The following is a 23,944-nucleotide window of genomic DNA, read 5'->3' on the forward strand; positions in this document are numbered from 1 at the left end:
TTGTTGGTGGCGGACGTGATCGCCGCGCGCTGATTCCAGGCCCGGTGACGCATGGCGCCGGCTGATCGCGCGCCATGCAAAAAAGGCGTGCCCGCAACGGGCACGCCTGAGGGTAAAGCAGGGGATTGCCACCCTAAAATACGGCTAATGACACAATTCACCTTCAAAGACTGATGCCCACGGCTCTCGCCACGAGGAACAAAGAGGCGTACGGGCAGCGTGAAGATTAGCCTGCATTGCCCCTCCATTCGCACAGTCAGGCTAAGTTTAGCCGTGTTGAGCTAAACATTCTGTCAAAAGTCGTCAAAGCCCCGACCGGGGCCTTTTCCGCACGATCCGGCAGCCTTCGCCGGCCCGGCGAACGTTGATTCCAAAGGCCATTAGCGATACCCTTACGACTTTCGTGCGACACGCACGCTCGTGTCCGTCAGCCCACGTTACGGGCATCGACTCGTCGGCGAAAGCTGACCATTGGTTGGCACCTTGTGGCCAACAACTTGTAGAGAAGCGAGATCCGGTAGGGCATATTGGGTTTCGCCATGGGCGAGATTTCGGTATGTCGTCCAGTACCGTGGATCGCATTGCAATGGCCTGATTTCCGTCAGGACCCGCCCAGTCAGCGGCTTCATTTCCGCCGACCGGGCGGATTGATGTTTGCAATTCCTGCGCTTTTAGCAACGGATTCGTTACGCGATACGAGCGAAAAGCTCGATGTGTCATTGTTCGACTCGTTCCAGATCTTCGGCGCGAGTAGTGAACCTGCTATACGACTAGCAGTAGCCTAGGAGGACATGCGTCACTGGTAACGGTGGGGTGTGAAGCTCTTCTGACAAAGTAGCCCCCGGAAATTCGGGCAGGTGGGTGCCGTGAGGTGCCTACGTGGAGACTCCTAGCAGCGAAGGGGTTTAGGAGCTGGCTGGCTGATATGGTTAATGTAAGTGAACTGCTGATAAACCTCGTGATAAGGATGTATGCCAAAGCTGCTGTTAGGCATCGACCAAAATGGTGCGCGGTCGGATAACTCGCTGAAAGGTCGAGTTACGTCGTCATTGGACCGTCGGGGAATAGGTGGAACCTAAGTCAGTCGTGTGACATGCCGGGAACGTGGTAAGCCCGTATGGTTGCCGGTGCAGTATGGCTGGCAGGCGGACCGTGAGGAACGCTGTTGATTGTGCGGGTATGGGAGGACGGAAAAAGCGAACGTCGGGCTGTAATGGTCCGGATAGGGGTTGAGACATTACCTCACGCGAAAGCGGGCAGACTTCCGTCTGGTCTACCGTCGCAAGATGGCTGACTGACCCTTAGTAACTTGGTTAGGTACGGATGCATGCGTTCGTACTTAGAGTAATTTTTGTTCCCCAGCGGGGCGTATCTGCCCCGCTGGGGGAGATGCGTCTTCTGCTTGGGGACTTTTCCAAGTAGGAGAGCAGCATGAAAGTATCTGGTCGAAAGACTGGATCTGCGCTTTCCCACGCGCCGGATAACTGGTACGCCGTAGATTGGCGTCGGGTCGAACGGAACGTGAGGGGGATGCAGATTCGAATTGCGAAGGCGACGCGGGAAGGCAAATGGCGCAGGGTGAAAGCCTTGCAACGGATGTTGACTCGCACGTTGTCCGCCAAGTTGCATGCGGTACGACGTGTTACGCAGAACCAGGGTGCGCGAACGGCGGGAGTCGATCGCGCACTATGGGATTCGCCTGAAAGTCGACGGCTTGCCGTCGATAGGTTAAAGCGGCATGGATACCGGCCCCTGCCTTTACGGAGGGTCTTTATCCCCAAGGCCAACGGGAAGGAACGTCCTTTGGGCATTCCGACCATGCATGACAGAGCGATGCAAGCTCTGTACTTGTTGGCTTTGGAGCCGGTGGCAGAGTCCACGAGCGACCCGAATTCATACGGGTTCAGGAGTCATCGCTCGACGGCCGATGCCATGGGCCAGATATTCAAGTCTATGTGCCACCGAGTCTCGGCTCAGTGGGTGCTAGAGGCGGATATTAAGGGCTGCTTTGACCACATCAACCATGACTGGCTGGAGCGCAATGTTCCGATGGACACGGCGATTCTGCGGAAGTGGTTGAAGGCTGGCCTGATTTACCAGGGTCAGTTTCAGGCGACGAAGGCCGGTACGCCGCAGGGAGGCATCATCTCCCCGACGTTGGCAAATGTGACGTTGAACGGGCTTGAACGAGACCTGATAGCGCACCTCGGTGCAAGATTTGGGATCGCCAAAGCCAAGAAGTTGAAGGTTCATGTGGTGCGGTACGCGGACGACTTCGTCATCACCGGCGACTCGCAAGAGTTACTGGAAAACGAGATCCGTCCTTGGGTAGAGGCATTTCTCGCTGTTCGAGGACTGCAGCTGTCTGAGGAAAAGACGCGTACCACTCACATTGATCAAGGCTTCGATTTCCTCGGGTGGAATTTCCGGAAGTACTCGGGAAAACTACTTATCAAACCTAGTCGGAAGAACGTGCAAACTTTCTTCCGCAAGGTGGCGGATACGATCAACGGTAACAAATCGATTCGGCAGGAGGGATTAATCCGACTGCTGAACCCGATGCTGCGGGGCTGGGCGCAGTACCACAGCCCCGTGGTCGCTAAACAGGCGTATACCCGTATGGAGCATCTGGTTTTTCAGCGGCTTTGGCGGTGGTCTAAGCGGCGGCATCCACAGAAGAGCGCCGACTGGGTGCGAAATAAGTACTTTCGCACGGTTGGCGACCGACAGTGGGTATTCGGCGTTCCTATGAAGCGTGAGGATGGCAGCAAGTGGCTGTTTGAGTTGTGTCGGCTCAGCGACACTCCTATCAAGCGGCACACGAAGATCAAAGGGGAGTTTCATCCTTTTGATCCGGAGTGGGAGCAATACGGTGAGCAACTGCGGCAGGATCGCATGTGGAACACGATGCGATATCGAAAGCAGTGGGCGAGCCTGTACATGTCACAGGGCGGCCTATGTGCGCATTGTGGCTGTGATCTGACGGACGAGACGGGTTGGCACGAACATCATCTGGAATATCGGATGCATGGGGGTACTGATGCGCTGTCTAACAGAGTGTTACTTCACCCGCACTGTCATCAGCAGGTGCACGCTGGTAAACTTGCTGTGACGAAGCCGGTTCTACCACATAAAGTAGGGCTTTGAATGTAGGCTTGAGCTGTATGCGGGGAAACTCGCACGTACAGTTCTTAGGGGGCCCTTTATCCGTGAGGATAGGGGGCTACCCTACATGGTCGTCAAACTCGTGATCTAACAGCGGGGAACCTTGATACATGGCACGCAAGTGGCTGCGCATCAAAGGCGTGCTAATCGGTGGTTTTACGCTGTGTGCGTTGTTCGGCTCCGTGCCTGGCGCGTTCGCACGCGACTACGCGGCGTCCGCCGAAGCGAACGCGCAGGTTCAGGGCACTATTGCGCTGGCGCAGCTGCCGCGCGAAGCGGTCAACACGTTGAACTTGATTGCGGCCGGCGGGCCTTACCCGTATGAGAAGGACGGCATCGTATTCGGCAATCGCGAACGGTTGCTGCCGCCCCATCGGCGCGGCTATTACCACGAATACACCGTTCCCACGCCGCGCGCGCGCAATCGCGGGGCGCGTCGCATCGTCTGCGGCGGTCCGCTAAAGCGAACCGATAATTGTTACTACTCGGACGACCATTACACCAGTTTTAATCGTATTGTTGAATGACATCGGGATGAACGGCATGAGCGACAACATCTACGCGCACGACACCGGAGTCGCGAGGGATCTTTTCGCGGCCGGCGACGGCAATTTGTTCCAACGCGTCATGAAGATGCGCGCCGGCGATCAGGGCCGCGACAACCAGGGCGACGCTGGCACGGTGGTTTCATCGAACGAGGAGCCCATGAGCCTTTTCAAGACCGTACGACCGAACATCGTACAGTCGATCCGCGCGTTCCGCGTGCAGGATCTAGCTGACGAGGCCAGCCAGCTCGGCCAGCATTTTCTGTATGCCTACTGCGCCAACGCGCTGTCCAAACAGGAAGTGCTCGAGACCATCGCGACATCGTTTCTGTTTCCGAAGCATTTCGGCAAGAATTACGACGCGCTCTACGATTGCCTGACCGACCTCGTCCATAAGGCCGGCGCGCAGCCGGGCTTCGTGATCGTGCTGGAGCAGTTGCCGGTTGCGCAGAAGTTCGACAAGGAAGGGCGCGAGACGCTGCTGGACGTGTTCCGCGAAGCGGCCGAGTTCTGGGCCGAGCGCAAGGTGGCGTTCCGGGTGTTTTATTCGTTTGCCTGAATTTCGCCCGTGTAAGCACGGCTTGTCGCAGGAAGAGAAAAGAGAAAGGCCCGCCAATCGGCGGGCCTTCGCTTTTGGTGCCCGCGCCCGCCTGCGCGAATGGCGGGCGCGCGGCGCGCGTCAGCCTGGGTCTTACCAGCCGCCCCAGCGAGCGGCCAGCGCCGACAGCACCGCGATGCCCGCGGTCTCGGTGCGCAGCACGCGTGGTCCGAGGCCGACTGCGGTGAAGCCGTGATCGGTGGCCGCCGCTTCCTCCGCCGCCGAAAAGCCGCCTTCCGGGCCGACTAGCACGGTCACGCGGCCTTGCGGCGGCGTGGCGGGCAGCGCCGAAAAACTGATGCTGGCGCGCGGCGACAGCAGAATGCGCAGTTCGCCTTCGCCGGGCTCGCGCGGCAGCGCGCCTAGCCAGGTGGCGATCTCGCGCACCGGCATCACTTCCGGAAGCCGATTGCGTCCGCATTGTTCGCAAGACGCGCGCACGATCCCTTGCCAGTGCGCATGCCGCCGCTGCGCGCGCTCGCCGGCAAGACGCACGACGCTGCGCGTGGTGGTCAGCGGCACGAAGCACGACGCGCCTAGCTCGACCGCTTTTTCGATCAGCCAATCCATCTTGTCGCCGCCCGCAATGCCTTGGGCCAGCGTGAGCTGATACGGTGCCTCGACTTCGATTGGACGGAATTCGCGAATTCGCACCTGGACCGAGCGGCGTTCGACCTCGACGAGCTCGGCGCTGCATTCGCCGCCCTCGCCGTTGAAAAGCACGATTGAATCACCGGGCTGCAAACGCAACACGAGGATGTGGCGCACGACGTCATCAGGAAGCTGCATGATGTCGTCGGGGTGGAGCGCGGTACCGACGAAGAAGCGGGGCATCAAAAAAATACTCATTGGCTCAGGAAAGGTGGCGAGCGAGCGCCCAACGGTAGCCGTCCAGATCTTCGACCTGAGCGAACCGGTCGCCCCAGAATTGATCCTGTGGCTCGCTCAGCGATTTGGCGCCGGCAGCCAGTGCCCGCGCGTAAACCGCGTCGACATCGTCGACATAAACATAGAACGATTGCGGGGCGATCGCGCCCGCGCTTTTGGGTGTTTTCGCAGCCGAGCCGAACGCGCCTTCCGGCGCGAACATCACGATCAACTGGCCTTGATAGGTCATCTCGACGTGCATGACGACGCCGTCGTCCTGGACGCTGTCGCGGACTTCGAAGCCGAAGGCCGCGGTGAAAAACGCCGTCGTGGCACGCGCGTCGCGTACCGTCAGATAGGGGGTCAACCAGGGCACACCGGCTGGGCGGGGGGCGGTCATGGGCTTCTCCGGATCATGAAGGTGGGTGGGACGCATGCTACGGGACGAGGCCGGCGCTCGCGTATCGACATGCGGATAGCGCGGTCCGGCCCAATCGTAAATTGTGCCCCCACGTTAGCTTGATGGCTTTAAGAATTGACTTAGTTTATCGTGCACGGACCGCGATGCCGAGAAGAGTCCCGCGTGCATGGCCGGATCGTAGTGCTTCAGCGAATCGATTCGGCGCGCGGCGAGGCGTTCGGCGAGCGTGTCGAGGGTGAGGGCGGCGGGGTCGAGTGTGTCGCTGGCGGTTGCCATCATCCACAGCGAGCCGTAGAGCGGCACGAAGGTGTTCATCGTGCGCACCAGGGCGAACGCGGCGCGCAGATCGTCGAGCAGGCCGGCCACGCGGCGGGCGTGGAAATAGGGCGAGCCGAGATGCAGAGAGAGCGCGGCGGGTGTGCTCATCACGCGCTTGAGCTGCCCGTAGAATGTGCGTGTGTACAGGCCGGCGGCGGGTGAATCGGGCGGCGTCAGATCGAACACGACGAGGTCGAACTGCGCCGGCGCCGTTGCCGCGACATAGTGCGCGGCGTCGCCGATCACCAGTTCGACGCGCGGATCGTCGAATGCGCCGCCGTGCACCTCGGGCAAATGCTCGCGTGTCAGGCGGACCACTTGCGCGTCCAGCTCCGCCACCACGATCCGTTCGATACCCGGATGCCGCAGCAGTTGCCGCGCGGCGCCGCCATCGCCGCCGCCCAGCACCAGCGCCGCGCGCGGCGACGGATGCGCGAGCGCCGTCGGATGGACCATGCATTCGTGATAGACGAACTCGTCGCCGGTGGACGTCATCGGGCGGCCGTCGAGCGTGAAAAGCCGGCCGAGCTGCGGTGTGTCCCACACCTCGATACGCTGATAGGGTGAATCGACGCGCGCCACGAGCCGCGCCCGCGCGAATCCGTACACAGCGTCGGGACTCGGGTGGAACAGCAGCGGAGCGTTCACGGATGGCGGGCTCCATTCGGAGCCGGGTGGATTCGGTCGACCCATTGTAAAGGGCGCCGCGCATTGCGGCCCCGGCATGTGCGCCGGACAGCACGACTAGGCAGCGTTCCGGGGCGGGCGCGAGGCAACGATCTGTTAGAATGTGTCGCTTTCAGCCTTGTCCGTTTGCTCTGCCCGTTTCGCGTCTCCTGGCGCCCCACCGTGCGCCGCAGCGAACGGGCCGCCGAGCTCCCGGTCCTCAAGCGCGCACCGCTTTCTGACTCTGTCTCCGGACTCGACATGACGACTTCGTCTCCCGCACCCACCTCCCTGATGGCCAACGCAATCCGCGCGTTGGCCATGGACGCCGTTCAAAAAGCGAATTCCGGTCACCCCGGCATGCCGATGGGCATGGCCGAAATCGGCGTGGCTTTGTGGTCGCGTCATCTGCGCCATAACCCGAAGAACCCGCAATGGGCCGACCGCGACCGTTTCGTGCTGTCGAACGGCCACGGCTCGATGCTGCTGTACTCGCTGCTGCACCTGACCGGCTACGACCTGCCGATGGAAGAGCTGAAGAACTTCCGCCAGATGCATTCGAAGACGCCGGGCCATCCGGAATACGGCATCACGCCGGGCGTCGAAACCACCACCGGCCCGCTCGGCCAGGGTCTGGCGAATGCGGTCGGCATGGCGCTCGCCGAGTCGCTGCTCGCCACCGAATTCAACAAGCCTGATGCGAAGATCGTCGACCACCACACCTACGTGTTCGTCGGCGACGGCTGCCTGATGGAAGGCATCTCGCACGAAGCGTGCTCGCTGGCGGGCGTGCTGAAACTGAACAAGCTGATCGCCTTCTACGACGACAACGGCATCTCGATCGACGGCGAAGTGGTGCACTGGTTCCACGACGACACGCCGAAACGCTTCGAAGCGTACGGCTGGAACGTGATCCCGAACGTGGTCGGCCACGACGTCGACGCAGTGGACGCGGCGATCAAGCGGGCCAAGCTGTCCGACAAGCCGACGCTGATCTGCTGCAAAACCGTGATCGGCGAAGGCTCGCCGAACAAGGCGGGCAGCCATGATTCGCACGGCGCGGCGCTCGGCGACAAGGAAGTCGCGGCCACCCGCGAGGCGATCGGCTGGAAGTGGGAGCCGTTCGTGATCCCGCAGGAAGTCTATGCGTCGTGGGACGCGAAGGAGTCCGGCGCGTGCATCGAATCCGACTGGGATAAGGCATTCGCGGCCTACGCGGCCAAGTACCCGCAGGAAGCGGCGGAATTCAAGCGTCGTAACGCGAAGGAATTGCCGGCGGACTGGAAGGAAAAGGCGCGAGCGATCATCGCCGGCGCGAACGAGCGCGCGGAAACCATCGCGACGCGCAAGGCATCGCAGCAGGCCATCGAAGGCCTGTCGGTGGTGCTGCCCGAACTGCTCGGCGGCTCCGCCGACCTGACCGGCTCGAACCTGACCAACTGGAAGGCGTCGAAGCCGGTGCGTGTGAACGCGGAAGGCCACGCAGCCGGCAATTACGTGAACTACGGCGTGCGCGAGTTCGGCATGAGCGCTGCGATCAACGGCGTCGCCCTGCATGGCGGCTTCAAGGCGTTCGGCGGCACGTTCCTGACGTTCTCGGACTACAGCCGCAACGCGCTGCGCGTCGCCGCGCTGATGAAAGCGCCGTCGATCTTCGTGTTCACGCACGACTCGATCGGTCTGGGTGAAGACGGCCCGACCCACCAGTCGATCGAACACATCGCAAGCCTGCGCCTGATTCCCAACCTGCAAGTGTGGCGTCCGGCCGATACTGTCGAAACGGCGGTGGCCTGGACCCACGCGGTCGAACATCACGGCCCGTCATGCCTGATCTTCAGCCGTCAGAACCTGGCGTTCTCGGAGCGCACGGACGCGCAGATCGCCAACATCGAGAAGGGCGGCTATGTGCTGCGCGACTGGAACGACGAGATCGTTGCGCGCAAGATCATCCTGATCGCCACAGGTTCGGAAGTCGAGCTGGCGCTGAACGCGGTCGAGCCGCTCGCGCGTGAAGGTATCGCGGCCCGTGTCGTGTCGATGCCGTCGACCACGGTGTTCGACAAGCAGAGCGCCGAGTATCGCGAACGCGTGCTGCCGCACGGCGTGCGCCGCGTCGCGGTCGAAGCCGGCGTGACGGATTTCTGGCGCAAGTACGTGGGTCTGGAAGGCGGCGTGGTCGGGATCGACACGTTCGGCGAATCGGCCCCGGCTGGCGTGCTGTTCAAGCATTTCGGCTTCACCGTCGAGCACGTGGTAGCGACGGCAAAAGCCGCCCTCGGCTGATCGGGAGCGAAGCGTTGCCGCTCGTGTTCGAACGCGCGGCAACGCTGCCGGTCAGACCAACCAGGACGTATTTTTTCAGCCATCAGGAGATAAATCATGACGATTCGCGTCGCAATCAACGGCTATGGCCGGATCGGCCGCAACACCCTGCGCGCCTTCTATGAAAACGGCAAGAAGCACGATATCGAAATCGTCGCCATCAACGATCTGGGCGATGCCAAGACCAACGCCCACCTGACGCAATACGACACCGCGCACGGCAAGTTCCCGGGCGAAGTGTCGGTGGACGGCGACTACCTGGTCGTCAATGGCGACAAGATCCGCGTGCTGGCCAACCGCAACCCGGCTGAACTGCCGTGGGGTGAGTTGAACGTCGACGTCGTGATGGAATGCACGGGCTTTTTCACGACCAAGGAAAAGGCTAGCGCGCACATCAAGGGCGGCGCAAAGAAGGTCATCATTTCGGCGCCGGGCGGCAAGGACGTCGACGCAACGATCGTCTACGGCGTGAACCACAACGTGCTGAAAGCATCGGACACGGTGATCTCGAACGCATCGTGCACGACCAACTGCCTGGCACCGCTCGTCAAGCCGCTGAACGACAAGATCGGCCTCGTGAACGGCCTGATGACGACGATCCACGCGTACACGAACGACCAGGTCCTGACCGACGTGTATCACGAAGATCTGCGCCGCGCGCGCTCGGCCACGCATAGCCAGATCCCGACCAAGACCGGCGCTGCTTCGGCTGTCGGTCTGGTGCTGCCGGAACTGAACGGCAAGCTGGACGGCTACGCGATTCGCGTCCCGACGATCAACGTGTCGGTCGTCGACCTGTCGTTCATCGCCGCGCGCGACACGACGGTCGAAGAAGTCAACGCGATCATGAAGGAAGCATCGCAAGGCGCGCTGAAGGGCATCCTCGGCTACAACGATGCACCGTTGGTGTCGATTGACTTCAACCACAACCCGGCTTCGTCGACGTTCGACTCGACGCTGACCAAGGTGTCGGGCCGTCTGGTGAAGGTGTCGAGCTGGTACGACAACGAGTGGGGCTTCTCGAACCGCATGCTGGACACGGCTGTGGCGCTCGCCAACGCGAAGTAAGTTATTGCGCTTCGCGCGATGCCCTGCAGGCCGGCTTCGGTCGGTGCGGGGCAAAAAAAGCCGCTCTTCTGAGCGGCTTTTTTACATCTGCGGGGTCGGGAAATGGACGCCGGCGCGCTGCGCGGCGTTCGCGATATGGGTTTCGATGGCCTTGCCCGCGGCCGCCGAATCGCGTGCGCTGAGCGCGTCGAGAATCGCGCGATGCTCGGTGTATGTGGACAGCACCAGTTCGCGCCGGTAGAACGGCATCCGCTGGCTTTCCTTCATGATCTCCGCGCTGCTTCGCAGGATCGATTCGATCGCCGCATTGCCGGCGATGCTCACGATCCGCATGTGGAACTCGTAGTCGAGGCGCGCGGCTTCGTCGAGTTCGTCGCACGCGAGCGCGGTCTGCATCGCGGAGATGTTTTCCTCCAACCACGCGAGGTCGGCGCCGCTCACGGCGAGCGCCGCCATGCGCGCGACGAAGCCTTCCAGCGCGAAGCGCATCTGATAGGTGTCCGGCAGCGAAGACTGCTCGGAGAAACGCCACGATTGCGCGGCCGTGGCCTGCGCGCTTTCCACATACACGCCCTTGCCGGGCCGGATCACTAGCAGACCGAGCGCTTCCAGCGTCGAGAGCGCCTCGCGCAGCGACGCGCGGCTGATCGACAGTTCTTCGGAGAGTTGACGCTGGGCCGGCAACAGACTGCCCACGGGATAGTCGCCCGCTTCGATCCGTTCGCGGATGGTCGCGATGGCGGCATCGGTGACGGTATGCGGAACGTTTTTCATCGTGGCTCACTGGATGGCGCGGTCTGACCAGCATTGTAATACGCGGTCCGAACGCGTGCGCCCTCGCGCGACGGACAGTTGCGATCCGACCCGAAACGGCTGGAAAAACAGCGGGTAAACACCGCTCTATGAATCCTTGACGTCAGTATATCGGTTTCCTACTATTGGCCATAACAGTACTGGTCGGACCAGTCTGAACAGGTAGGAATCGAAACCAGGAGGAAGCCGTGTTGAAATTCTTCAATTCGCTGTTTGGCCGGGTCGTCATAGCGCTAGTGGTGGGCGTCGTGATCGGCGCGGTGTATCCGCATTTCGCCCAATCGCTGCGCCCGCTCGGCGACGGCTTTCTCAAGCTGATCAAGATGGTGATCGGTCCGATCGTGTTTTGCGTCGTGGTCAGCGGTATGGCGCATGCCGGCGATCTGCGCAAGGTCGGGCGCGTCGGATTGAAGGCGGTGGTCTACTTCGAGGTGATGACGACGATAGCGCTCGTGATCGGCGCGGTGCTGGCTTATGCGACGCGGCCTGGCGTCGGCATGAACATCAACCTGCATTCGCTCGATCCGGCCTCACTCTCGACCTACACCGAGCACGCGAAAAGCCTCAAGGACACCGCCGGGTTTCTGCTGAAGATCATTCCCGACACGGCGATCAACGCGTTCGCGACCGGCGACATCCTGCAGATTCTGGTGTTCTCGGTGCTGTTCGGCTCGGCGCTGTCGCTGCTCGGCAAGAAGGCGCAGCGCGTGAGCGGCCTGATCGACGAACTGTCGCAGGTGTTTTTCCGCGTGATGGGCTTCATCATCAAACTCGCGCCGCTCGGCGTGCTCGGCGCGATTGCGTTCACCACCGGCACGTACGGCGTCGAGTCGCTCAAGCAACTCGGCATGCTGGTGCTGGTGTTCTACGCGAGCTGCTTCGTGTTCGTCGCGGTCGTGCTGGGCATCGTCATGCGGCTGGCGGGCTTCAGCATCTTCAAGCTGATTCGCTATCTGCGCGAGGAACTGTCGATCGTGCTCGGCACGGCTTCGTCCGACGCCGTGCTGCCGCAGATCATGCGCAAGCTCGAATGGATGGGCGTGAAGGATTCGACCGTCGGCCTCGTGATTCCGACCGGCTACTCGTTCAACCTCGACGGCTTTTCGATCTATCTCACGCTGGCGGTGATCTTCATCGCGCAGGCCACCAACACGCCGTTGTCAATGCACGACCTGATCGTGGTGGTGCTGGTGTCGCTCGTGACGTCGAAGGGCGCGCACGGCATACCCGGCTCGGCCATTGTGATTCTGGCCGCGACCTTGTCCGCGATTCCGGCGATTCCCGTGCTCGGCCTCGTGCTGATCCTGCCGGTCGACTGGTTCGTCGGCATTGCGCGTGCGTTGACCAACCTGATCGGCAACTGCGTCGCGACGGTGGTGGTCGCCGTGTGGGAGAACGACATCGACCGGGTGCGCGCGCATCGGGTGCTGAACCGCGACGCGGCCTTGCGCTACGTGCCCGCCGGTGAAGACGCGGGCGCCGAGTCGGTCGGCGGCGAACACGCTCCGGCCGTGTGACGCGGGCGGTTTGACATACGTATCTCCGATTCCTGATCCCGCGCGCCAACGCGGCGCGCTCACCGTCCCGGCGGACATCGCGATTCCGCCGTCTGTCCCCAACGATTTGCTTCTCACCGAAACCATCATGGCCACTCCGATCCTCGACCCTAACGCTCCAGCCTTCACCCGCCGCTACATGAACCTCGCCGACCCGCGTCTGGGCGCGAAGGCACTGCACGCCAGCGACGAATTCTTCGCACCGAAGGAACGCATGCTCGAACCGCAGGCGGCGGTGTTCATCCCCGGCAAATACGACGACCACGGCAAGTGGATGGACGGCTGGGAAACCCGCCGCAAACGCAGCACCGGCCACGACTACTGCGTGATCCGCCTGGCGCGGCCGGGCGTCGTGTACGGCGTCGATCTGGACACGAGCCACTTCACCGGCAACTTCCCGCCGGCCGCGTCGATCGACGCCTGTAATGTGGACGCCGACGTGCCGCCCGATCACGCCGACTGGCAACCCCTCGTGCCGGCGACCACGCTGCAGGGCAACCAGCACCACTACGTCGAAGTGAGCGACGCGCGCGCGTTCACCCATCTGCGCGTGAATCTGTATCCGGATGGCGGTCTCGCGAGGCTGCGCGTGTATGGCCAGCCGAAGCGCGACTGGGAGCGGGTCGAGCGCGGCACGCTGCTGGACCTCGCCGCGATCGAAAACGGCGCGTACCTGGTCGCGGCGAACAACCAGCATTTCGGGCCGGCTTCGCAGATGCTGATGCCGGGCCGCGGCGTCAACATGGGCGACGGCTGGGAGACCCGGCGCCGTCGCGAGCCGGGCAACGACTGGGCGATCGTCGCGTTGGCGCGGCCGGGCGTGATTCGCAAGATCGAAGTGGATACGGCGCACTTCAAGGGCAACTTCCCCGACCGCTGTTCGGTACAGGCGGCATCGGTGACGGGCGGCACGGACGACTCGCTCGTCACGCAGGCGATGTTCTGGCCCGTACTGCTCGGCGAACAGAAACTGCAAATGGACCACGTGCACACGTTCACGGACGGCCTCGCATCGCTCGGACCCGTCACGCATGTGCGTTTCAATATCTTTCCGGACGGCGGCGTGTCGCGCCTGCGCCTGTGGGGCGAGATCGCGTAACGGAGTGGTGTGATGAAGACATTGCAGATGGAACGTTTGACGCGCTCGGCGTTCGCGCCGTTCGGCGACGTCATCGAACTGGACGGCGCGCGTCATTTCGCGATCAACGGCGGCACGACCGAGCGTTATCACGACCTTGCCAACGTCGACGTTGCGGAGCGCGGCGGCCGCGCGCTGATCAATCTGTTTCGTGCGCAGCCGCGCGCGTTGCCGGTCGACATCACGATGATGGAGCGGCATCCGCTCGGCAGCCAGGCTTTCATTCCCTTACTGCAGGGCCGCTATCTGGTGGTGGTCGCGCCTGCCGGCGAGTTCGATCCGGCGTTGATGCGCGGGTTCTGGACCGACGCGTGGCAGGGCGTCAATTACGCGAAGGGGGTGTGGCATCACCCGCTGCTGGCGCTCGATCAGGTGAGCGATTTCGTGGTGATCGATCGTGGCGGCGAGGGCAACAATTGCGACGAATTGTCGTTGGCCGAGCCGTGGCGCCTCACGTTCGAAGCGAGCGCCGAACTGGTGGTCTAGCAACGCGCGCCATGCACGCGGCGCTGCCGTCAACGTAAAAAAAGACCCGGCCGATTCGCATCGGCCGGGTCTTTCTTATTGCCGCCCCGCGCACCCCGGCGCGGGCGGCGCGACTGCGTCAATGCTTGCGGTGCGGGCAATTCTCCTTCGTGCAGGCGCCGTACAGCGCCAGCGCGTGTTCCTGCAGCTTGAAGCCGCGTTCCTTCGCAATAGACTGCTGACGGCTTTCGATTTCGGAATCGAAAAACTCTTCGACGAGCCCGCAATCGAGGCAAACGAGGTGGTCGTGATGCGTCCCCTCGTTGAGTTCGAACACCGCCTTGCCCGATTCGAAATTGCTGCGCGAGAGCAGACCGGCCTGCTCGAATTGCGTCAGCACGCGATACACGGTTGCCAGGCCGATATCGAGTTCCTCGTGCAGGAGGTTGCGGTACACGTCTTCGGCCGTCAGATGACGCACCGGGCTGTGCTGAAAAATCTCAAGGATTTTGAGGCGCGGAAGGGTCGCCTTGAGCCCGATATTCTTGAGATCGGTTGGATTGGTCATGACAAGGGATCCCTAGAGTACAATGCTGGGCTCTCATAGTAATGTGTTTTTGCCGTTCTGGTCATCTTCGATGGAATGAAACTCGCGCGGCTCGTCAGCGGGCCCGCACGGTGAGTGAAATGATTTCAAAATCTCAATTGATCTACCGGGGGAGCCGCATGCGGGGTACCTTGATCGCTGTTGCGACTGTCGCGGTTCTTGCCGGATGTTCCACTTACGACAGCCTGACGCAGCGCATCGCCCAAAGCATCACGCCGTACCGGATTACGGTGGTGCAAGGCAATTTCGTATCGTCGGAAGCGGCGGCACAAATGAAAGTCGGCATGACGCGCGCACAAGTGCGTCAGTTGCTCGGCACCCCGCTGTTGACCGACATGTTCCACGCGGACCGCTGGGACTACGTGTTCTATTTCAAGCGCGGCTCGACTTCAATCGTGCAGCAGCGCGACTTCGTGGTGTTCTTCTCGGGTGATCTCGTGGCGAGCTGGACGGGCGGCGACGATCTGCCTTCCAATCTCGAATTGCTCGCGGAGATCGACGGCGACCGGCGCGGCGGCAGAAGGTCGAGCGCGACCAACGCGGCCGCGGCAAGCGCCCCGGCCGCCGCGAGCGCGCCGGCGGCCACGGCAGAAGCGCCGGTCACGCTGGACACCACCCGCTCGCCGTCCGTCGAGGGCGCCGCTGCAGCGGGCGCACCGTCCACCGACGCGAACGCGGAAGCCGCGCAAGCCGCCAATCGTGCGACCAATGCGGTGCAATCCACGCCGAATGGCCCGTCGCCCGTACGTGCCACGGCGCCGACCGCCAATGGCGGGGGCGTTCCGTCGCAAGGCCCGACGGCCCCGGGTAAGCCGCAGTTCCAGTTCCACCGTCCGGCGCCGCCGGCTCCGGCTACGCAGAGCAATCCGGTGGGACCGACGGGTGCGCCAAGCAGCGGCGCCCCGACGAACACTGCGCCCGTGACGACTTCTCCGTCGACTTCGGGAACGGGCGAGTAATCGAGCTGTCCTTGTTTTAAGGCGGCTACGACGCCATGCGCCGTGCCCGCCGGATTTTCAGCTTTTCCAATGAGGTGCGGCGCCCGGGTGTGCTGCCCGCCGCCGCTTTCGCCCGCATTTGCCGGGTTTTGTCTTTTCGAACCCTCGTAGCCATGAAAATTGCCATTGCTGGCGCATCGGGCCGTATGGGCCGCATGCTCATCGAAACCGTCCTTAACGATTCCGACGCCACGTTGTCCGGCGCGCTCGACCGCGCGGGCTCCGCGCAACTCGGGCAGGACGCCGGCGCGTTTCTCGGCAAACAGACGGGCGTGCTGCTCACCGACGAAATCGAACGCGTGTTCGCCGAATCCGACTACCTGATCGACTTCACGCGCCCCGAGGGCACGCTGATGCATCTGGAAGCGGCGCAGCGCCACGACGTGAAAATGGTGATCGGCACGACCGGCTTCGACAGCGAGCAGAAAGCGCAACTGCGCGCGGCGGCGGACAAAATCGCCATCATGCTGTCATCGAACATGAGCGTCGGCGTGAACGTCACGCTGAAGCTGCTGGAATACGCGGCGAAGCATTTCGCGACCGGCTACGACATCGAGATCATCGAGGCGCATCATCGTCACAAGGTCGACGCGCCGTCCGGCACCGCGCTGACCATGGGCGAGGTGATCGCCAACGCGCTCGGCCGCAATCTCGACGACTGCGCGGTCTACAGCCGCGAAGGCGTGACCGGCGAGCGCGATCCGTCCACGATCGGCTTCTCGGCGATTCGCGGCGGCGATATCGTCGGCGACCATACGGTGCTGTTCGCGGGCATCGGCGAGCGCATCGAAATCACGCACAAATCGGCGAGCCGTTTGTCGTATGCGCAAGGTGCGCTGCGTGCCGTGCGTTTCCTCGAAGGCCGTCAAACCGGTCTGTTCGATATGCAGGACGTCCTCGGCCTGCGTTGAACCGTCTTGCGCGTTAATCTGAGCACTGAGTTTGAGCACTGAGTCAGGGGCGTCGCGGCCCCTGCGCGTTCTCTGAAATCACTTTTCCACGGCGAGGTCAGATGGCAGGCAGCAGCGGCATCATCCATTACCTGCAAACCAGCGATGCGATCACGCATGGCGTTGCCTATGTGCTGCTGGCCATGTCGGTTGCGAGCTGGTGCTTTCTGATCGTCAAAAGCTGGATCCTCACGCGCGCCAAACGTCAGGCCACGCGGGCGATAGCGCAGTTCTGGCAGGCGCCGACGCTCTCCGAGGGGGTCGTGGTATTGCGGCGCGTGGATCGCGAGCGCGTTTTCACGCCGCTCGCCGAAGCGGCGCTGTATGCCGCCGAAGTGGACATTCCCGGTGTATTGCTCGCCCGCGTCGAGCGCGGCGAACGGGTACTGCGCGCGTTGCGCCAGGCGCTCAACGCGTCGCAGCGGCGGCTCGAGTTCGGTCAGGTGCTGCTGGCCTCGGTGGGCAGCACGGCGCCCTTCGTCGGCCTGCTCGGCACCGTGTGGGGCATCTATCACGCGCTCGGCAGCATTGCGGCGAGCGGTCAGGCGCAGATCGAAAATGTTGCGGGACCGGTCGGCGAAGCGCTGATCATGACTGCCTTCGGCCTCGTGGTCGCGATTCCTGCGGTACTCGCTTACAACGTGCTCGGGCGTCTCGTGCGGCAGTTGTCGGAGGAACTCGACGGCTTCGCGCACGACCTGCATGCCTATGTGTGCGCGCCGGTGGAACCGGCTCAGGCGCCGATGCGGGCGCAGCAAGCTTCGACCCACTAGCGCGCCGTTCAGGCGGAAAGCTCAGGCAGAAGGAGGCGACATGGCATTCGGCGGACTCGAGAAAAAGCAGACGGCTGCGCCGATGGCCGAGATCAACATGACGCCGCTGATCGATGTGATGCTGGTGCTGCTGGTCATTTTCATCATTACCGCGCCGTTGTTCACGCATGCGATCCGGCTCGATCTGCCGAAAGTCGCGGCAGCGCCCGCGCGCCAGACCCCGCAAACCATTTCTCTTTCTATCGACGCCGCCGGCAAGCTGTACTGGAACGGCAACATCATCACGCTCGCGCAGATGCGCACGCAGTTCGCGCAAGCGGCGAACCAGGCAAAGCAGCAGGCTGAGCAGCCAGAGATTCAACTGCGCGCGGAGCGCGCGACGCGCTACGAGGTGATCGCGCAGGTGATGGGTGCGGCGCAGCAGGCGGGGCTCGAGCGGATTGGTTTTGTGACGGACCCGCCACCGCCGAACGCGGCGCATTAAACCCCACAGCCCGTCACACACCCGGACCACGCCCGCGCACCACGCCGCGCGGTGTACCCGTCCGCGAACGGTATAATCAGCCCTTTCCCCGCCGACCGGGGAAACGACGCCATTTCATCCAGCAGAGCACCAAAGCGGCCGGTGCGAAAGCACCGAACCCAGCGATCTCATCACACCATGCACGAAAAATACGTTCCCTCCGACGTCGAAGCCGCCGCGCAAGGGCAATGGCGCGCCATCGACGCGTACAAGACGACGGAAGCCAGCGACAAGCCCAAGTTCTATTGCGTCTCGATGCTGCCGTACCCGTCGGGCAAGCTGCACATGGGGCACGTGCGCAACTACACGATCAACGACGTGATGTACCGCTATCTGCGGATGAACGGCTACAACGTGCTGATGCCGATGGGCTGGGACGCGTTCGGCATGCCGGCGGAAAACGCCGCGATGGCCAACAACGTGCCGCCCGCGAAGTGGACCTACGACAACATCGCTTACATGAAGAAGCAGATGCAGTCGATGGGCCTCGCGATCGACTGGACGCGTGAAGTCGCGACCTGCAGCCCCGACTATTACAAGTGGAATCAGTGGCTGTTCCTGAAGATGCTCGAAAAGGGCATCGCGTACAAGAAGACCGGTACCGTCAACTGGGACCCGGTCGACCAGACCGTGCTCGCCAACGAGCAGGTGATCGACGGCCGCGGCTGGCGCTCGGGCGCGCTCGTCGAGAAGCGCGAAATCCCGATGTACTACATGCGCATCACGCAGTACGCGGACGAACTGCTGAACGACCTCGACGGCCTCGGCTGGCCCGAGCGCGTGAAGATCATGCAGCAGAACTGGATCGGCAAGAGCTTCGGCGTGAACTTCGGCTTCCCGTATGAAATCGACCGCGAACAGAAGCTGCTGCGCGTGTTCACCACGCGCGCCGACACGATCATGGGCGTGACCTTCTGCGCGATCGCCGCCGAGCATCCGCTCGCCACGCGTCTCGCGCAGGGCAAGCCAGAGCTGCAGGCGTTCATCGACGAATGCAAGCGCGGCGGCGTCGCTGAAGCCGACGTCGCGACGATGGAAAAAAAGGGCATGGCCACCGGCTTCTACGTCACGCATCCGCTGACGCAGGAACAGGTCGAAGTGTGGATCGGCAACTACGTGCTGATGAGCTACGGCGAAGGGGCGGTGATGGGCGTGCCCGCGCACGACGAGCGCGACTTCGCGTTCGTGAAGAAATACGGCCTGCCGATCAAGCAGGTGGTCGCGGTTGAAGGCAAGGAATTCTCGACCGAAGCTTGGGCAGAATGGTACGGCGAGAAGGCCGGCACCCTGGTCAACAGCGGCAAGTACGACGGCCTCGCGTACGAGCAGGCGGTCGACCAGATCGCCGCGGACCTGAAGGAGCTGGGCCTCGGCGACAAGCAGATCACGTGGCGTCTGCGTGACTGGGGCGTGTCGCGCCAGCGCTACTGGGGCACGCCGATTCCGATCATCCACTGCCCGAGCTGCGGCGACGTGCCGGTGCCGGAAAAAGATCTGCCGGTGGTGCTGCCGGAAGACCTCGTGCCGGACGGCACAGGCAACCCGCTCGCGAAGTCCGAGGCGTTCGTGAATTGCACCTGCCCGACCTGCGGCGGCGCGGCCAAACGCGAAACCGACACGATGGACACCTTCGTCGATTCGTCCTGGTACTTCTACCGCTATGCGGCACCGAACGCGAAGACCATGGTCGACGAACGCACCGACTACTGGGCCCCGATGGACCAGTATATCGGCGGTATCGAACACGCCATTCTCCACCTGCTGTACTCGCGCTTCTGGGCGAAGGTGATGCGCGACCTGGGCCTGATCAAGTTCGGCGAGCCGGCCAAGAATCTGCTCACCCAAGGCATGGTGCTCAACGAAACGTATTACCGCGAAAACGAAGCCGGTAAGAAGACCTGGTACAACCCGGCGGACGTCACCGTGTCGTTCGACGACAAGGGCCGTCCGGTCGGCGCGCTCCTCAACGAAGACGGGCAGCCGGTGGTGCTCGGCGGCGTCGAAAAGATGTCGAAGTCGAAGAACAACGGCGTCGATCCGCAATTGCTGATCGATCAGCACGGCGCGGACACCGCGCGTCTGTTCGTGATGTTCGCGGCGCCGCCCGAGCAGCAGCTCGAGTGGTCCGGTTCGGGCGTCGAAGGCGCGAGCCGCTTCCTGCGTCGCGTGTGGAATTTCGGTCACACGAACGAAGCCGCGTTGCGCGCAGGCGGCCAGCTCGACGCCGCGCAATTCGGCGAAGCCGACAAGCTGCTGCGTCGCGAGATCTACAGTGTGTTGAAGCAGGCCGACTTCGACTACCAGCGTCTGCAATACAACACGGTGGTGTCGGCCGCGATGAAGATGCTCAACGCGCTCGACAGCGCGAAGGGCGCCCAGCCGGCCGTGCTGCGCGAAACCTATGGTGTGATGCTGCGCGTGCTGTATCCGGTGGTGCCGCACCTGACGTTCCAGTTGTGGCAGGAACTCGGTTACGCCGACGCATTCGGCTCGCTGCTCGACGCCGCATGGCCAAAGGTCGACGAAAAAGCGCTGGAGCAGGCCGAGATCGAACTCGTGCTGCAGGTCAACGGCAAGGTGCGCGGCGCGATCACGGTGGCGAAAGACGCGACTCGCGAAGCGATCGAACAGCTCGCGGCGGCTCACGAAATGGTCGCCAAGTTCAGCGAAGGCAAGGCGCCGAAGAAGATCGTCGTGGTGCCGGGCCGTCTCGTGAACGTGGTCGTTTGACGATCCACGAAAACATGTCGGCAGACAAGGCGCCGCCGCGCGTGGCGGTGTTTGTCTGCGCTGCGCAATCTACTGCGAACCGGGAGCCAATGTGACTCGCAGATCGTTTTTGACGCTGGCTTGCAGCGTGATGATGTTGTCGGCCTGCGGCTTCCAGTTGCGCGGCCAGCAGGACTACGCATTCAAACGCCTCTATGTTTCGGGCGGTTCCCCGGCCGCCGTCGCGCGGCTCACGCGCATGGTGCAGGGCGGCAGCGACACGGCGGTGGTCAGTTCGGTCGCCAATGCCGACGCGATCCTCCAGCTCACGCAAGCCCGCAGCACGAGTACGCTGACGCTGAATTCGCTCGGTGTGGTCGCGGAGTATCAACTGAATCTGTCGATGAACTACACGCTGATCGGCAAGGACGGCACCGTGCTGATTCCGTCGAGCGTGATCGCTTTGAATCGCGCGATGACCTATAGCGACCAGTTCTCGCAAGCGAAGGCCGCCGAGGCCGACATCCTGTTCGCCGACATGGAAAACGACGCGGTCGACCAGTTGATTCGCCGCCTCGCGGTGGTGCGCTCGATGAATCCGGCGCCGGGCGAAGGCGTGCCGGCCATCGCGCCGCGCGCGCCGTTGCCGCCGCCGCCGTTGTGAGCGTGATGCCCTGTTCGATTCACCACACCTGTTCAACCTCGCCGACCAGTAGCCATGCAACTGCGACTTGACGCGCTCGAAGCGCATCTCGCGAAGGGACTCGCCGGACTGTACGTCGTGTACGGCGACGAGCACCTGCTCGCGCAGGAAGCGTGCGACCGGATTCGCGTGACGGCGCGCGCGGCCGGCTTCACCGACCGCTCGGTGTTCACGGTCGAGCGCGGTTTCGACTGGAGTTCGCTGCTGGGCGCGAGTCAGTCGATGTCGCTGTTCGGCGACCGTCAACTGGTCGAGTTGCGCATTCCGTCGGGCAAGCCCGGCAAGGAAGGCGCCGATGCGCTGAAGACGCTCGCCGCCGCCGTCAACGACGACGTGCTGACCATCGTCACGCTGCCGCGGCTCGATGCGGCCACGCAAAAGTCGGCCTGGTTCACGGCGCTCGCGGATGCTGGTGTCGCACTGAAGATCGACCCGGTTGAACGCGCGCAGTTGCCGAACTGGGTCGGTCAGCGTCTCGCGGCGCAGGGTCAGCGGGTGGCCGCCGGTGAGGAAGGGCGGCGCGCGCTGGCGTTCATCGCCGAACGCGTGGAAGGCAATCTGCTCGCTGCGCATCAGGAAATTCAGAAGCTCGGGCTGTTGTATCCGGCCGGCTCGCTGAGCTTCGAGCAGATTCACGACGCGGTGCTCAACGTCGCGCGCTACGACGTCTTCAAGCTGAACGAAGCGATGCTGGCGGGCGATGTCGGCCGTTTGTCGCGCATGCTCGACGGACTGCGCGGCGAAGGCGAGGCTGCGGTGCTGGTGTTGTGGGCGGTCGTCGAAGAAGTGCGCACGCTGTTGCGGATCAAGCGCGGCGTCGCGGCCGGCAAGCCGCTTGCGATGCTGGTGCGCGAGAACCGCGTGTGGGGTCCGCGTGAACGGCTGATCGGACCGGCGCTGTCGCGTGTCACCGAAAGCGCGCTGGAAAAGGCGCTGGCGTTGGCGGCGCGGCTGGATCGGCAGGTGAAGGGGCTGTCGGGCGGCACGGCGGGCAATCATCGCAACGATCCGCCGCCTGATCCGTGGAATGGCCTGTTCGAACTGGCCATGACGGTGGCCTCGCCAAAGACGGCGCCGGTGCCGCCGCCACGACCTCGGGCGGGATCTGGCGCGCCGGGGCGAAGGCCGGCCTGAACCGCAGCCTGGAGCACAGCGCGACGCAGCCGCGACGTAGTTTCTGTCAGCTTCGCACGCGGCTCGGCGAGCGCGGCATCCTCCAGGTGCCGATCGTTCTTCCCGGGGCCGCTTCAGGCGCGCAAGCCCGAGCTGGGCCACACCGACCGCCGCCGCGAGCAAAGCACCGGTACCCGACTTACAATCGTTGATCTTTCGCTAATCCTGCTTGTCCGCCGCACGTCGACGTGCGCGGCACCACGAGAATGACCATGGATATCGACCAGTACATGACCGACCTCGGTCGCCGCGCCCGCCAGGCGTCTCGTGCGATGGCGCGCGCTTCGACGGCGTCCAAGAACGCCGCGCTCGCGGCCGTCGCGCAGGCCATCGAGCGCGATGCCGCGCTGCTCAAGGAAGCCAACGCACGCGACGTCGCGCGCGCTCGCGAGAAAGGGCACGACGCCGCGTTCATCGACCGCCTTACGCTGTCGGACAAAGCGCTGAACACGATGCTCGAAGGCTTGCGGCAGGTAGCGGCGCTGGCCGATCCGATCGGCGAGATCAGCAATCTGAAGTATCGGCCGAGCGGCATCCAGGTCGGCCAGATGCGCGTGCCTCTCGGTGTGATCGGCATCATCTACGAATCGCGCCCGAACGTGACCATCGACGCCGCGGCGCTGTGCCTGAAGTCCGGCAACGCGACGATTCTGCGTGGCGGCTCGGAAGCGCTCGAAAGCAACACCGCGCTGGCCAAGCTGATCGGCGAAGGGCTGCAAGCGGCCGGCTTGCCGCAGGACGCCGTGCAGGTGGTCGCCACGTCGGACCGCGCGGCGGTCGGCAAGCTGATCACGATGACCGACTATGTCGACGTGATCGTGCCGCGCGGCGGCAAGAGCCTGATCGAGCGGCTGATCAACGAAGCACGTGTGCCGATGATCAAGCACCTCGACGGCATCTGCCACGTGTATGTCGACGACCGCGCGGATCTGACCAAGGCGCTGACCGTCTGCGACAATGCGAAGACGCACCGCTACGGCACCTGCAACACGATGGAGACGCTGCTGGTCGCACGCGGCATCGCCGCCGCCGTGTTGCCGCCGCTCGGCAAGCTGTATCGGGGCAAGGACGTCGAGTTGCGGGTGGACGCGGCGGCGCGCGCGGTGCTGGCGGATGCGGGCGTGGGCCCGCTCGTCGATGCCACCGAGGAAGACTGGCGCACTGAATACCTCGCGCCGGTGCTGGCGATCAAGGTGGTCGACGATCTCGACGCGGCGATCGACCATATCAATACCTACAGCTCGCAACACACCGATGCAATCGTCACGGAAGACCACGATCGCGCGATGCGCTTCCTGCGCGAAGTGGATTCAGCCAGCGTGATGGTCAACGCCTCGACGCGTTTCGCGGACGGCTTCGAGTTCGGGCTGGGTGCGGAGATCGGCATCTCGAACGACAAGCTGCACGCGCGCGGTCCGGTCGGCCTGGACGGGTTGACGTCGCTCAAGTACGTCGTGCTCGGCCACGGCGAAGGCCGTCAATAGCCGCGATAATCGCGGCAGGGGGGGGGGGGGGGGGGGCGGCGGGCCGGCGCGGGGGGTTTTATTTTATATAGTATTGGTTCAG

21 protein-coding genes are annotated in these 23,944 nt (G+C 63.3%); 16 read left to right on the forward strand and 5 right to left on the reverse strand.

The features are described from left to right. Nucleotides 1-1,431 precede the first annotated feature (1,431 nt). From ltrA to P0D89_RS41740, 3 genes are all read left to right on the forward strand, one after another. A complete protein-coding gene (gene ltrA / locus P0D89_RS41730) occupies nucleotides 1,432-3,147 on the forward strand; it encodes a group II intron reverse transcriptase/maturase (protein ID WP_408355882.1) in 1,716 nt (571 codons plus the stop codon). 128 nt (nucleotides 3,148-3,275) lie between these two features. After that, a complete protein-coding gene (locus P0D89_RS41735; RefSeq protein ID WP_408355884.1) occupies nucleotides 3,276-3,692 on the forward strand; it encodes a ribonuclease in 417 nt (138 codons plus the stop codon). 16 nt (nucleotides 3,693-3,708) lie between these two features. Next, nucleotides 3,709-4,269: a barstar family protein gene (locus tag P0D89_RS41740; protein WP_149673389.1), complete on the forward strand. Its 561-nt coding sequence runs from the start codon at nucleotides 3,709-3,711 to the stop codon at nucleotides 4,267-4,269. Between the two features lie 132 nt (nucleotides 4,270-4,401). Here the strand turns inward: P0D89_RS41740 and P0D89_RS41745 are convergent, their stop codons facing one another. The 3 genes from P0D89_RS41745 to speE all read right to left on the reverse strand — a co-directional run bounded on the left by P0D89_RS41745 (nucleotide 4,402) and on the right by speE (nucleotide 6,562). Next, entirely contained in the window at nucleotides 4,402-5,142 is a 741-nt protein-coding gene (locus tag P0D89_RS41745) for a 16S rRNA (uracil(1498)-N(3))-methyltransferase (protein WP_408355886.1), read from the reverse strand. 19 nt (nucleotides 5,143-5,161) lie between these two features. Then, entirely contained in the window at nucleotides 5,162-5,575 is a 414-nt protein-coding gene (locus P0D89_RS41750) for a VOC family protein (RefSeq protein WP_408355888.1), read from the reverse strand. Nucleotides 5,576-5,689: 114 nt separating this feature from the next. Then, nucleotides 5,690-6,562, reverse strand: coding sequence for a polyamine aminopropyltransferase (gene speE / locus P0D89_RS41755; protein ID WP_408378468.1), 873 nt, complete (start codon nucleotides 6,560-6,562; stop codon nucleotides 5,690-5,692). Nucleotides 6,563-6,841: 279 nt separating this feature from the next. On the opposite strand from speE, the gene tkt reads away from it, so the two are divergent. Together tkt and gap are read left to right on the forward strand one after the other, a co-directional pair. Further along, the gene (gene tkt, locus P0D89_RS41760; RefSeq protein WP_408355892.1) at nucleotides 6,842-8,863 is read left to right on the forward strand and encodes a transketolase; all 2,022 of its coding nucleotides are present in this window, start codon (nucleotides 6,842-6,844) and stop codon (nucleotides 8,861-8,863) included. Nucleotides 8,864-8,959: 96 nt separating this feature from the next. Continuing rightward, nucleotides 8,960-9,970, forward strand: coding sequence for a type I glyceraldehyde-3-phosphate dehydrogenase (gene gap / locus P0D89_RS41765; protein WP_408229469.1), 1,011 nt, complete (start codon nucleotides 8,960-8,962; stop codon nucleotides 9,968-9,970). 81 nt (nucleotides 9,971-10,051) lie between these two features. On the opposite strand, the gene P0D89_RS41770 is transcribed toward gap, so the two are convergent. Beyond that, the gene (locus tag P0D89_RS41770) at nucleotides 10,052-10,744 is read right to left on the reverse strand and encodes a FadR/GntR family transcriptional regulator (RefSeq protein ID WP_408355894.1); all 693 of its coding nucleotides are present in this window, start codon (nucleotides 10,742-10,744) and stop codon (nucleotides 10,052-10,054) included. Nucleotides 10,745-10,971: 227 nt separating this feature from the next. Here P0D89_RS41770 and P0D89_RS41775 point away from each other — a divergent pair, with 227 nt between their 5' ends. From P0D89_RS41775 to P0D89_RS41785, 3 genes are all read left to right on the forward strand, one after another. Next, nucleotides 10,972-12,300, forward strand: coding sequence for a C4-dicarboxylate transporter DctA (locus tag P0D89_RS41775; protein ID WP_408355896.1), 1,329 nt, complete (start codon nucleotides 10,972-10,974; stop codon nucleotides 12,298-12,300). A gap of 127 nt (nucleotides 12,301-12,427) precedes the next feature. Continuing rightward, nucleotides 12,428-13,438, forward strand: coding sequence for an allantoicase (alc, locus tag P0D89_RS41780; protein ID WP_408355898.1), 1,011 nt, complete (start codon nucleotides 12,428-12,430; stop codon nucleotides 13,436-13,438). Nucleotides 13,439-13,450: 12 nt separating this feature from the next. Then, nucleotides 13,451-13,963, forward strand: a complete 513-nt coding sequence (locus P0D89_RS41785) for an ureidoglycolate lyase (RefSeq protein WP_408355900.1) — start codon at nucleotides 13,451-13,453, stop codon at nucleotides 13,961-13,963. Nucleotides 13,964-14,081: 118 nt separating this feature from the next. On the opposite strand, the gene fur is transcribed toward P0D89_RS41785, so the two are convergent. Continuing rightward, entirely contained in the window at nucleotides 14,082-14,510 is a 429-nt protein-coding gene (gene fur / locus P0D89_RS41790) for a ferric iron uptake transcriptional regulator (protein WP_408355902.1), read from the reverse strand. Between the two features lie 158 nt (nucleotides 14,511-14,668). On the opposite strand from fur, the gene P0D89_RS41795 reads away from it, so the two are divergent. The 8 genes from P0D89_RS41795 (at nucleotide 14,669) to P0D89_RS41830 (ending at nucleotide 23,862) form a co-directional block, all read left to right on the forward strand. Further along, nucleotides 14,669-15,508, forward strand: coding sequence for an outer membrane protein assembly factor BamE (locus P0D89_RS41795; protein WP_408356180.1), 840 nt, complete (start codon nucleotides 14,669-14,671; stop codon nucleotides 15,506-15,508). A gap of 152 nt (nucleotides 15,509-15,660) precedes the next feature. After that, complete coding sequence (dapB, locus tag P0D89_RS41800) at nucleotides 15,661-16,458, forward strand: 4-hydroxy-tetrahydrodipicolinate reductase (RefSeq protein ID WP_408355904.1); 798 nt, start codon at nucleotides 15,661-15,663, stop codon at nucleotides 16,456-16,458. A gap of 101 nt (nucleotides 16,459-16,559) precedes the next feature. Beyond that, nucleotides 16,560-17,270, forward strand: a complete 711-nt coding sequence (locus tag P0D89_RS41805; protein ID WP_408378472.1) for a MotA/TolQ/ExbB proton channel family protein — start codon at nucleotides 16,560-16,562, stop codon at nucleotides 17,268-17,270. 40 nt (nucleotides 17,271-17,310) lie between these two features. Further along, complete coding sequence (locus P0D89_RS41810; protein ID WP_408355908.1) at nucleotides 17,311-17,754, forward strand: ExbD/TolR family protein; 444 nt, start codon at nucleotides 17,311-17,313, stop codon at nucleotides 17,752-17,754. 177 nt (nucleotides 17,755-17,931) lie between these two features. After that, on the forward strand, nucleotides 17,932-20,523 hold the full coding sequence (gene leuS / locus P0D89_RS41815; RefSeq protein WP_408355910.1) for a leucine--tRNA ligase: 2,592 nt from the start codon (nucleotides 17,932-17,934) through the stop codon (nucleotides 20,521-20,523). A 91-nt stretch (nucleotides 20,524-20,614) separates the two neighbouring features. Beyond that, the gene (locus tag P0D89_RS41820) at nucleotides 20,615-21,166 is read left to right on the forward strand and encodes an LPS-assembly lipoprotein LptE (protein ID WP_408355912.1); all 552 of its coding nucleotides are present in this window, start codon (nucleotides 20,615-20,617) and stop codon (nucleotides 21,164-21,166) included. A gap of 54 nt (nucleotides 21,167-21,220) precedes the next feature. After that, nucleotides 21,221-22,339: a DNA polymerase III subunit delta gene (gene holA / locus P0D89_RS41825; protein ID WP_408355914.1), complete on the forward strand. Its 1,119-nt coding sequence runs from the start codon at nucleotides 21,221-21,223 to the stop codon at nucleotides 22,337-22,339. 251 nt (nucleotides 22,340-22,590) lie between these two features. Next, complete coding sequence (locus P0D89_RS41830; protein ID WP_408355916.1) at nucleotides 22,591-23,862, forward strand: glutamate-5-semialdehyde dehydrogenase; 1,272 nt, start codon at nucleotides 22,591-22,593, stop codon at nucleotides 23,860-23,862. Nucleotides 23,863-23,944 lie beyond the last annotated feature (82 nt).

The sequence above is a fragment of the Paraburkholderia sp. RL18-085-BIA-A genome (assembly GCF_046027075.1).
GTDB lineage: Bacteria > Pseudomonadota > Gammaproteobacteria > Burkholderiales > Burkholderiaceae > Paraburkholderia.

Excerpts from the sequence above, each read along its gene's own strand:
- ltrA (WP_408355882.1), top strand. The coding sequence starts at position 1,432 with ATGAAAGTATCTGGTCGAAAGACTGGATCTGCGCTTTCCCACGCGCCG.
- P0D89_RS41735 (WP_408355884.1), top strand. The coding sequence starts at position 3,276 with ATGGCACGCAAGTGGCTGCGCATCAAAGGCGTGCTAATCGGTGGTTTT.
- P0D89_RS41740 (WP_149673389.1), top strand. The coding sequence starts at position 3,709 with ATGAGCGACAACATCTACGCGCACGACACCGGAGTCGCGAGGGATCTT.
- P0D89_RS41745 (WP_408355886.1), bottom strand. The coding sequence starts at position 5,142 with ATGCCCCGCTTCTTCGTCGGTACCGCGCTCCACCCCGACGACATCATG.
- P0D89_RS41750 (WP_408355888.1), bottom strand. The coding sequence starts at position 5,575 with ATGACCGCCCCCCGCCCAGCCGGTGTGCCCTGGTTGACCCCCTATCTG.
- tkt (WP_408355892.1), top strand. The coding sequence starts at position 6,842 with ATGACGACTTCGTCTCCCGCACCCACCTCCCTGATGGCCAACGCAATC.
- gap (WP_408229469.1), top strand. The coding sequence starts at position 8,960 with ATGACGATTCGCGTCGCAATCAACGGCTATGGCCGGATCGGCCGCAAC.
- P0D89_RS41770 (WP_408355894.1), bottom strand. The coding sequence starts at position 10,744 with ATGAAAAACGTTCCGCATACCGTCACCGATGCCGCCATCGCGACCATC.
- alc (WP_408355898.1), top strand. The coding sequence starts at position 12,428 with ATGGCCACTCCGATCCTCGACCCTAACGCTCCAGCCTTCACCCGCCGC.
- P0D89_RS41785 (WP_408355900.1), top strand. The coding sequence starts at position 13,451 with ATGAAGACATTGCAGATGGAACGTTTGACGCGCTCGGCGTTCGCGCCG.
- fur (WP_408355902.1), bottom strand. The coding sequence starts at position 14,510 with ATGACCAATCCAACCGATCTCAAGAATATCGGGCTCAAGGCGACCCTT.
- P0D89_RS41795 (WP_408356180.1), top strand. The coding sequence starts at position 14,669 with ATGCGGGGTACCTTGATCGCTGTTGCGACTGTCGCGGTTCTTGCCGGA.
- dapB (WP_408355904.1), top strand. The coding sequence starts at position 15,661 with ATGAAAATTGCCATTGCTGGCGCATCGGGCCGTATGGGCCGCATGCTC.
- P0D89_RS41805 (WP_408378472.1), top strand. The coding sequence starts at position 16,560 with ATGGCAGGCAGCAGCGGCATCATCCATTACCTGCAAACCAGCGATGCG.
- P0D89_RS41810 (WP_408355908.1), top strand. The coding sequence starts at position 17,311 with ATGGCATTCGGCGGACTCGAGAAAAAGCAGACGGCTGCGCCGATGGCC.
- leuS (WP_408355910.1), top strand. The coding sequence starts at position 17,932 with ATGCACGAAAAATACGTTCCCTCCGACGTCGAAGCCGCCGCGCAAGGG.
- holA (WP_408355914.1), top strand. The coding sequence starts at position 21,221 with ATGCAACTGCGACTTGACGCGCTCGAAGCGCATCTCGCGAAGGGACTC.
- P0D89_RS41830 (WP_408355916.1), top strand. The coding sequence starts at position 22,591 with ATGGATATCGACCAGTACATGACCGACCTCGGTCGCCGCGCCCGCCAG.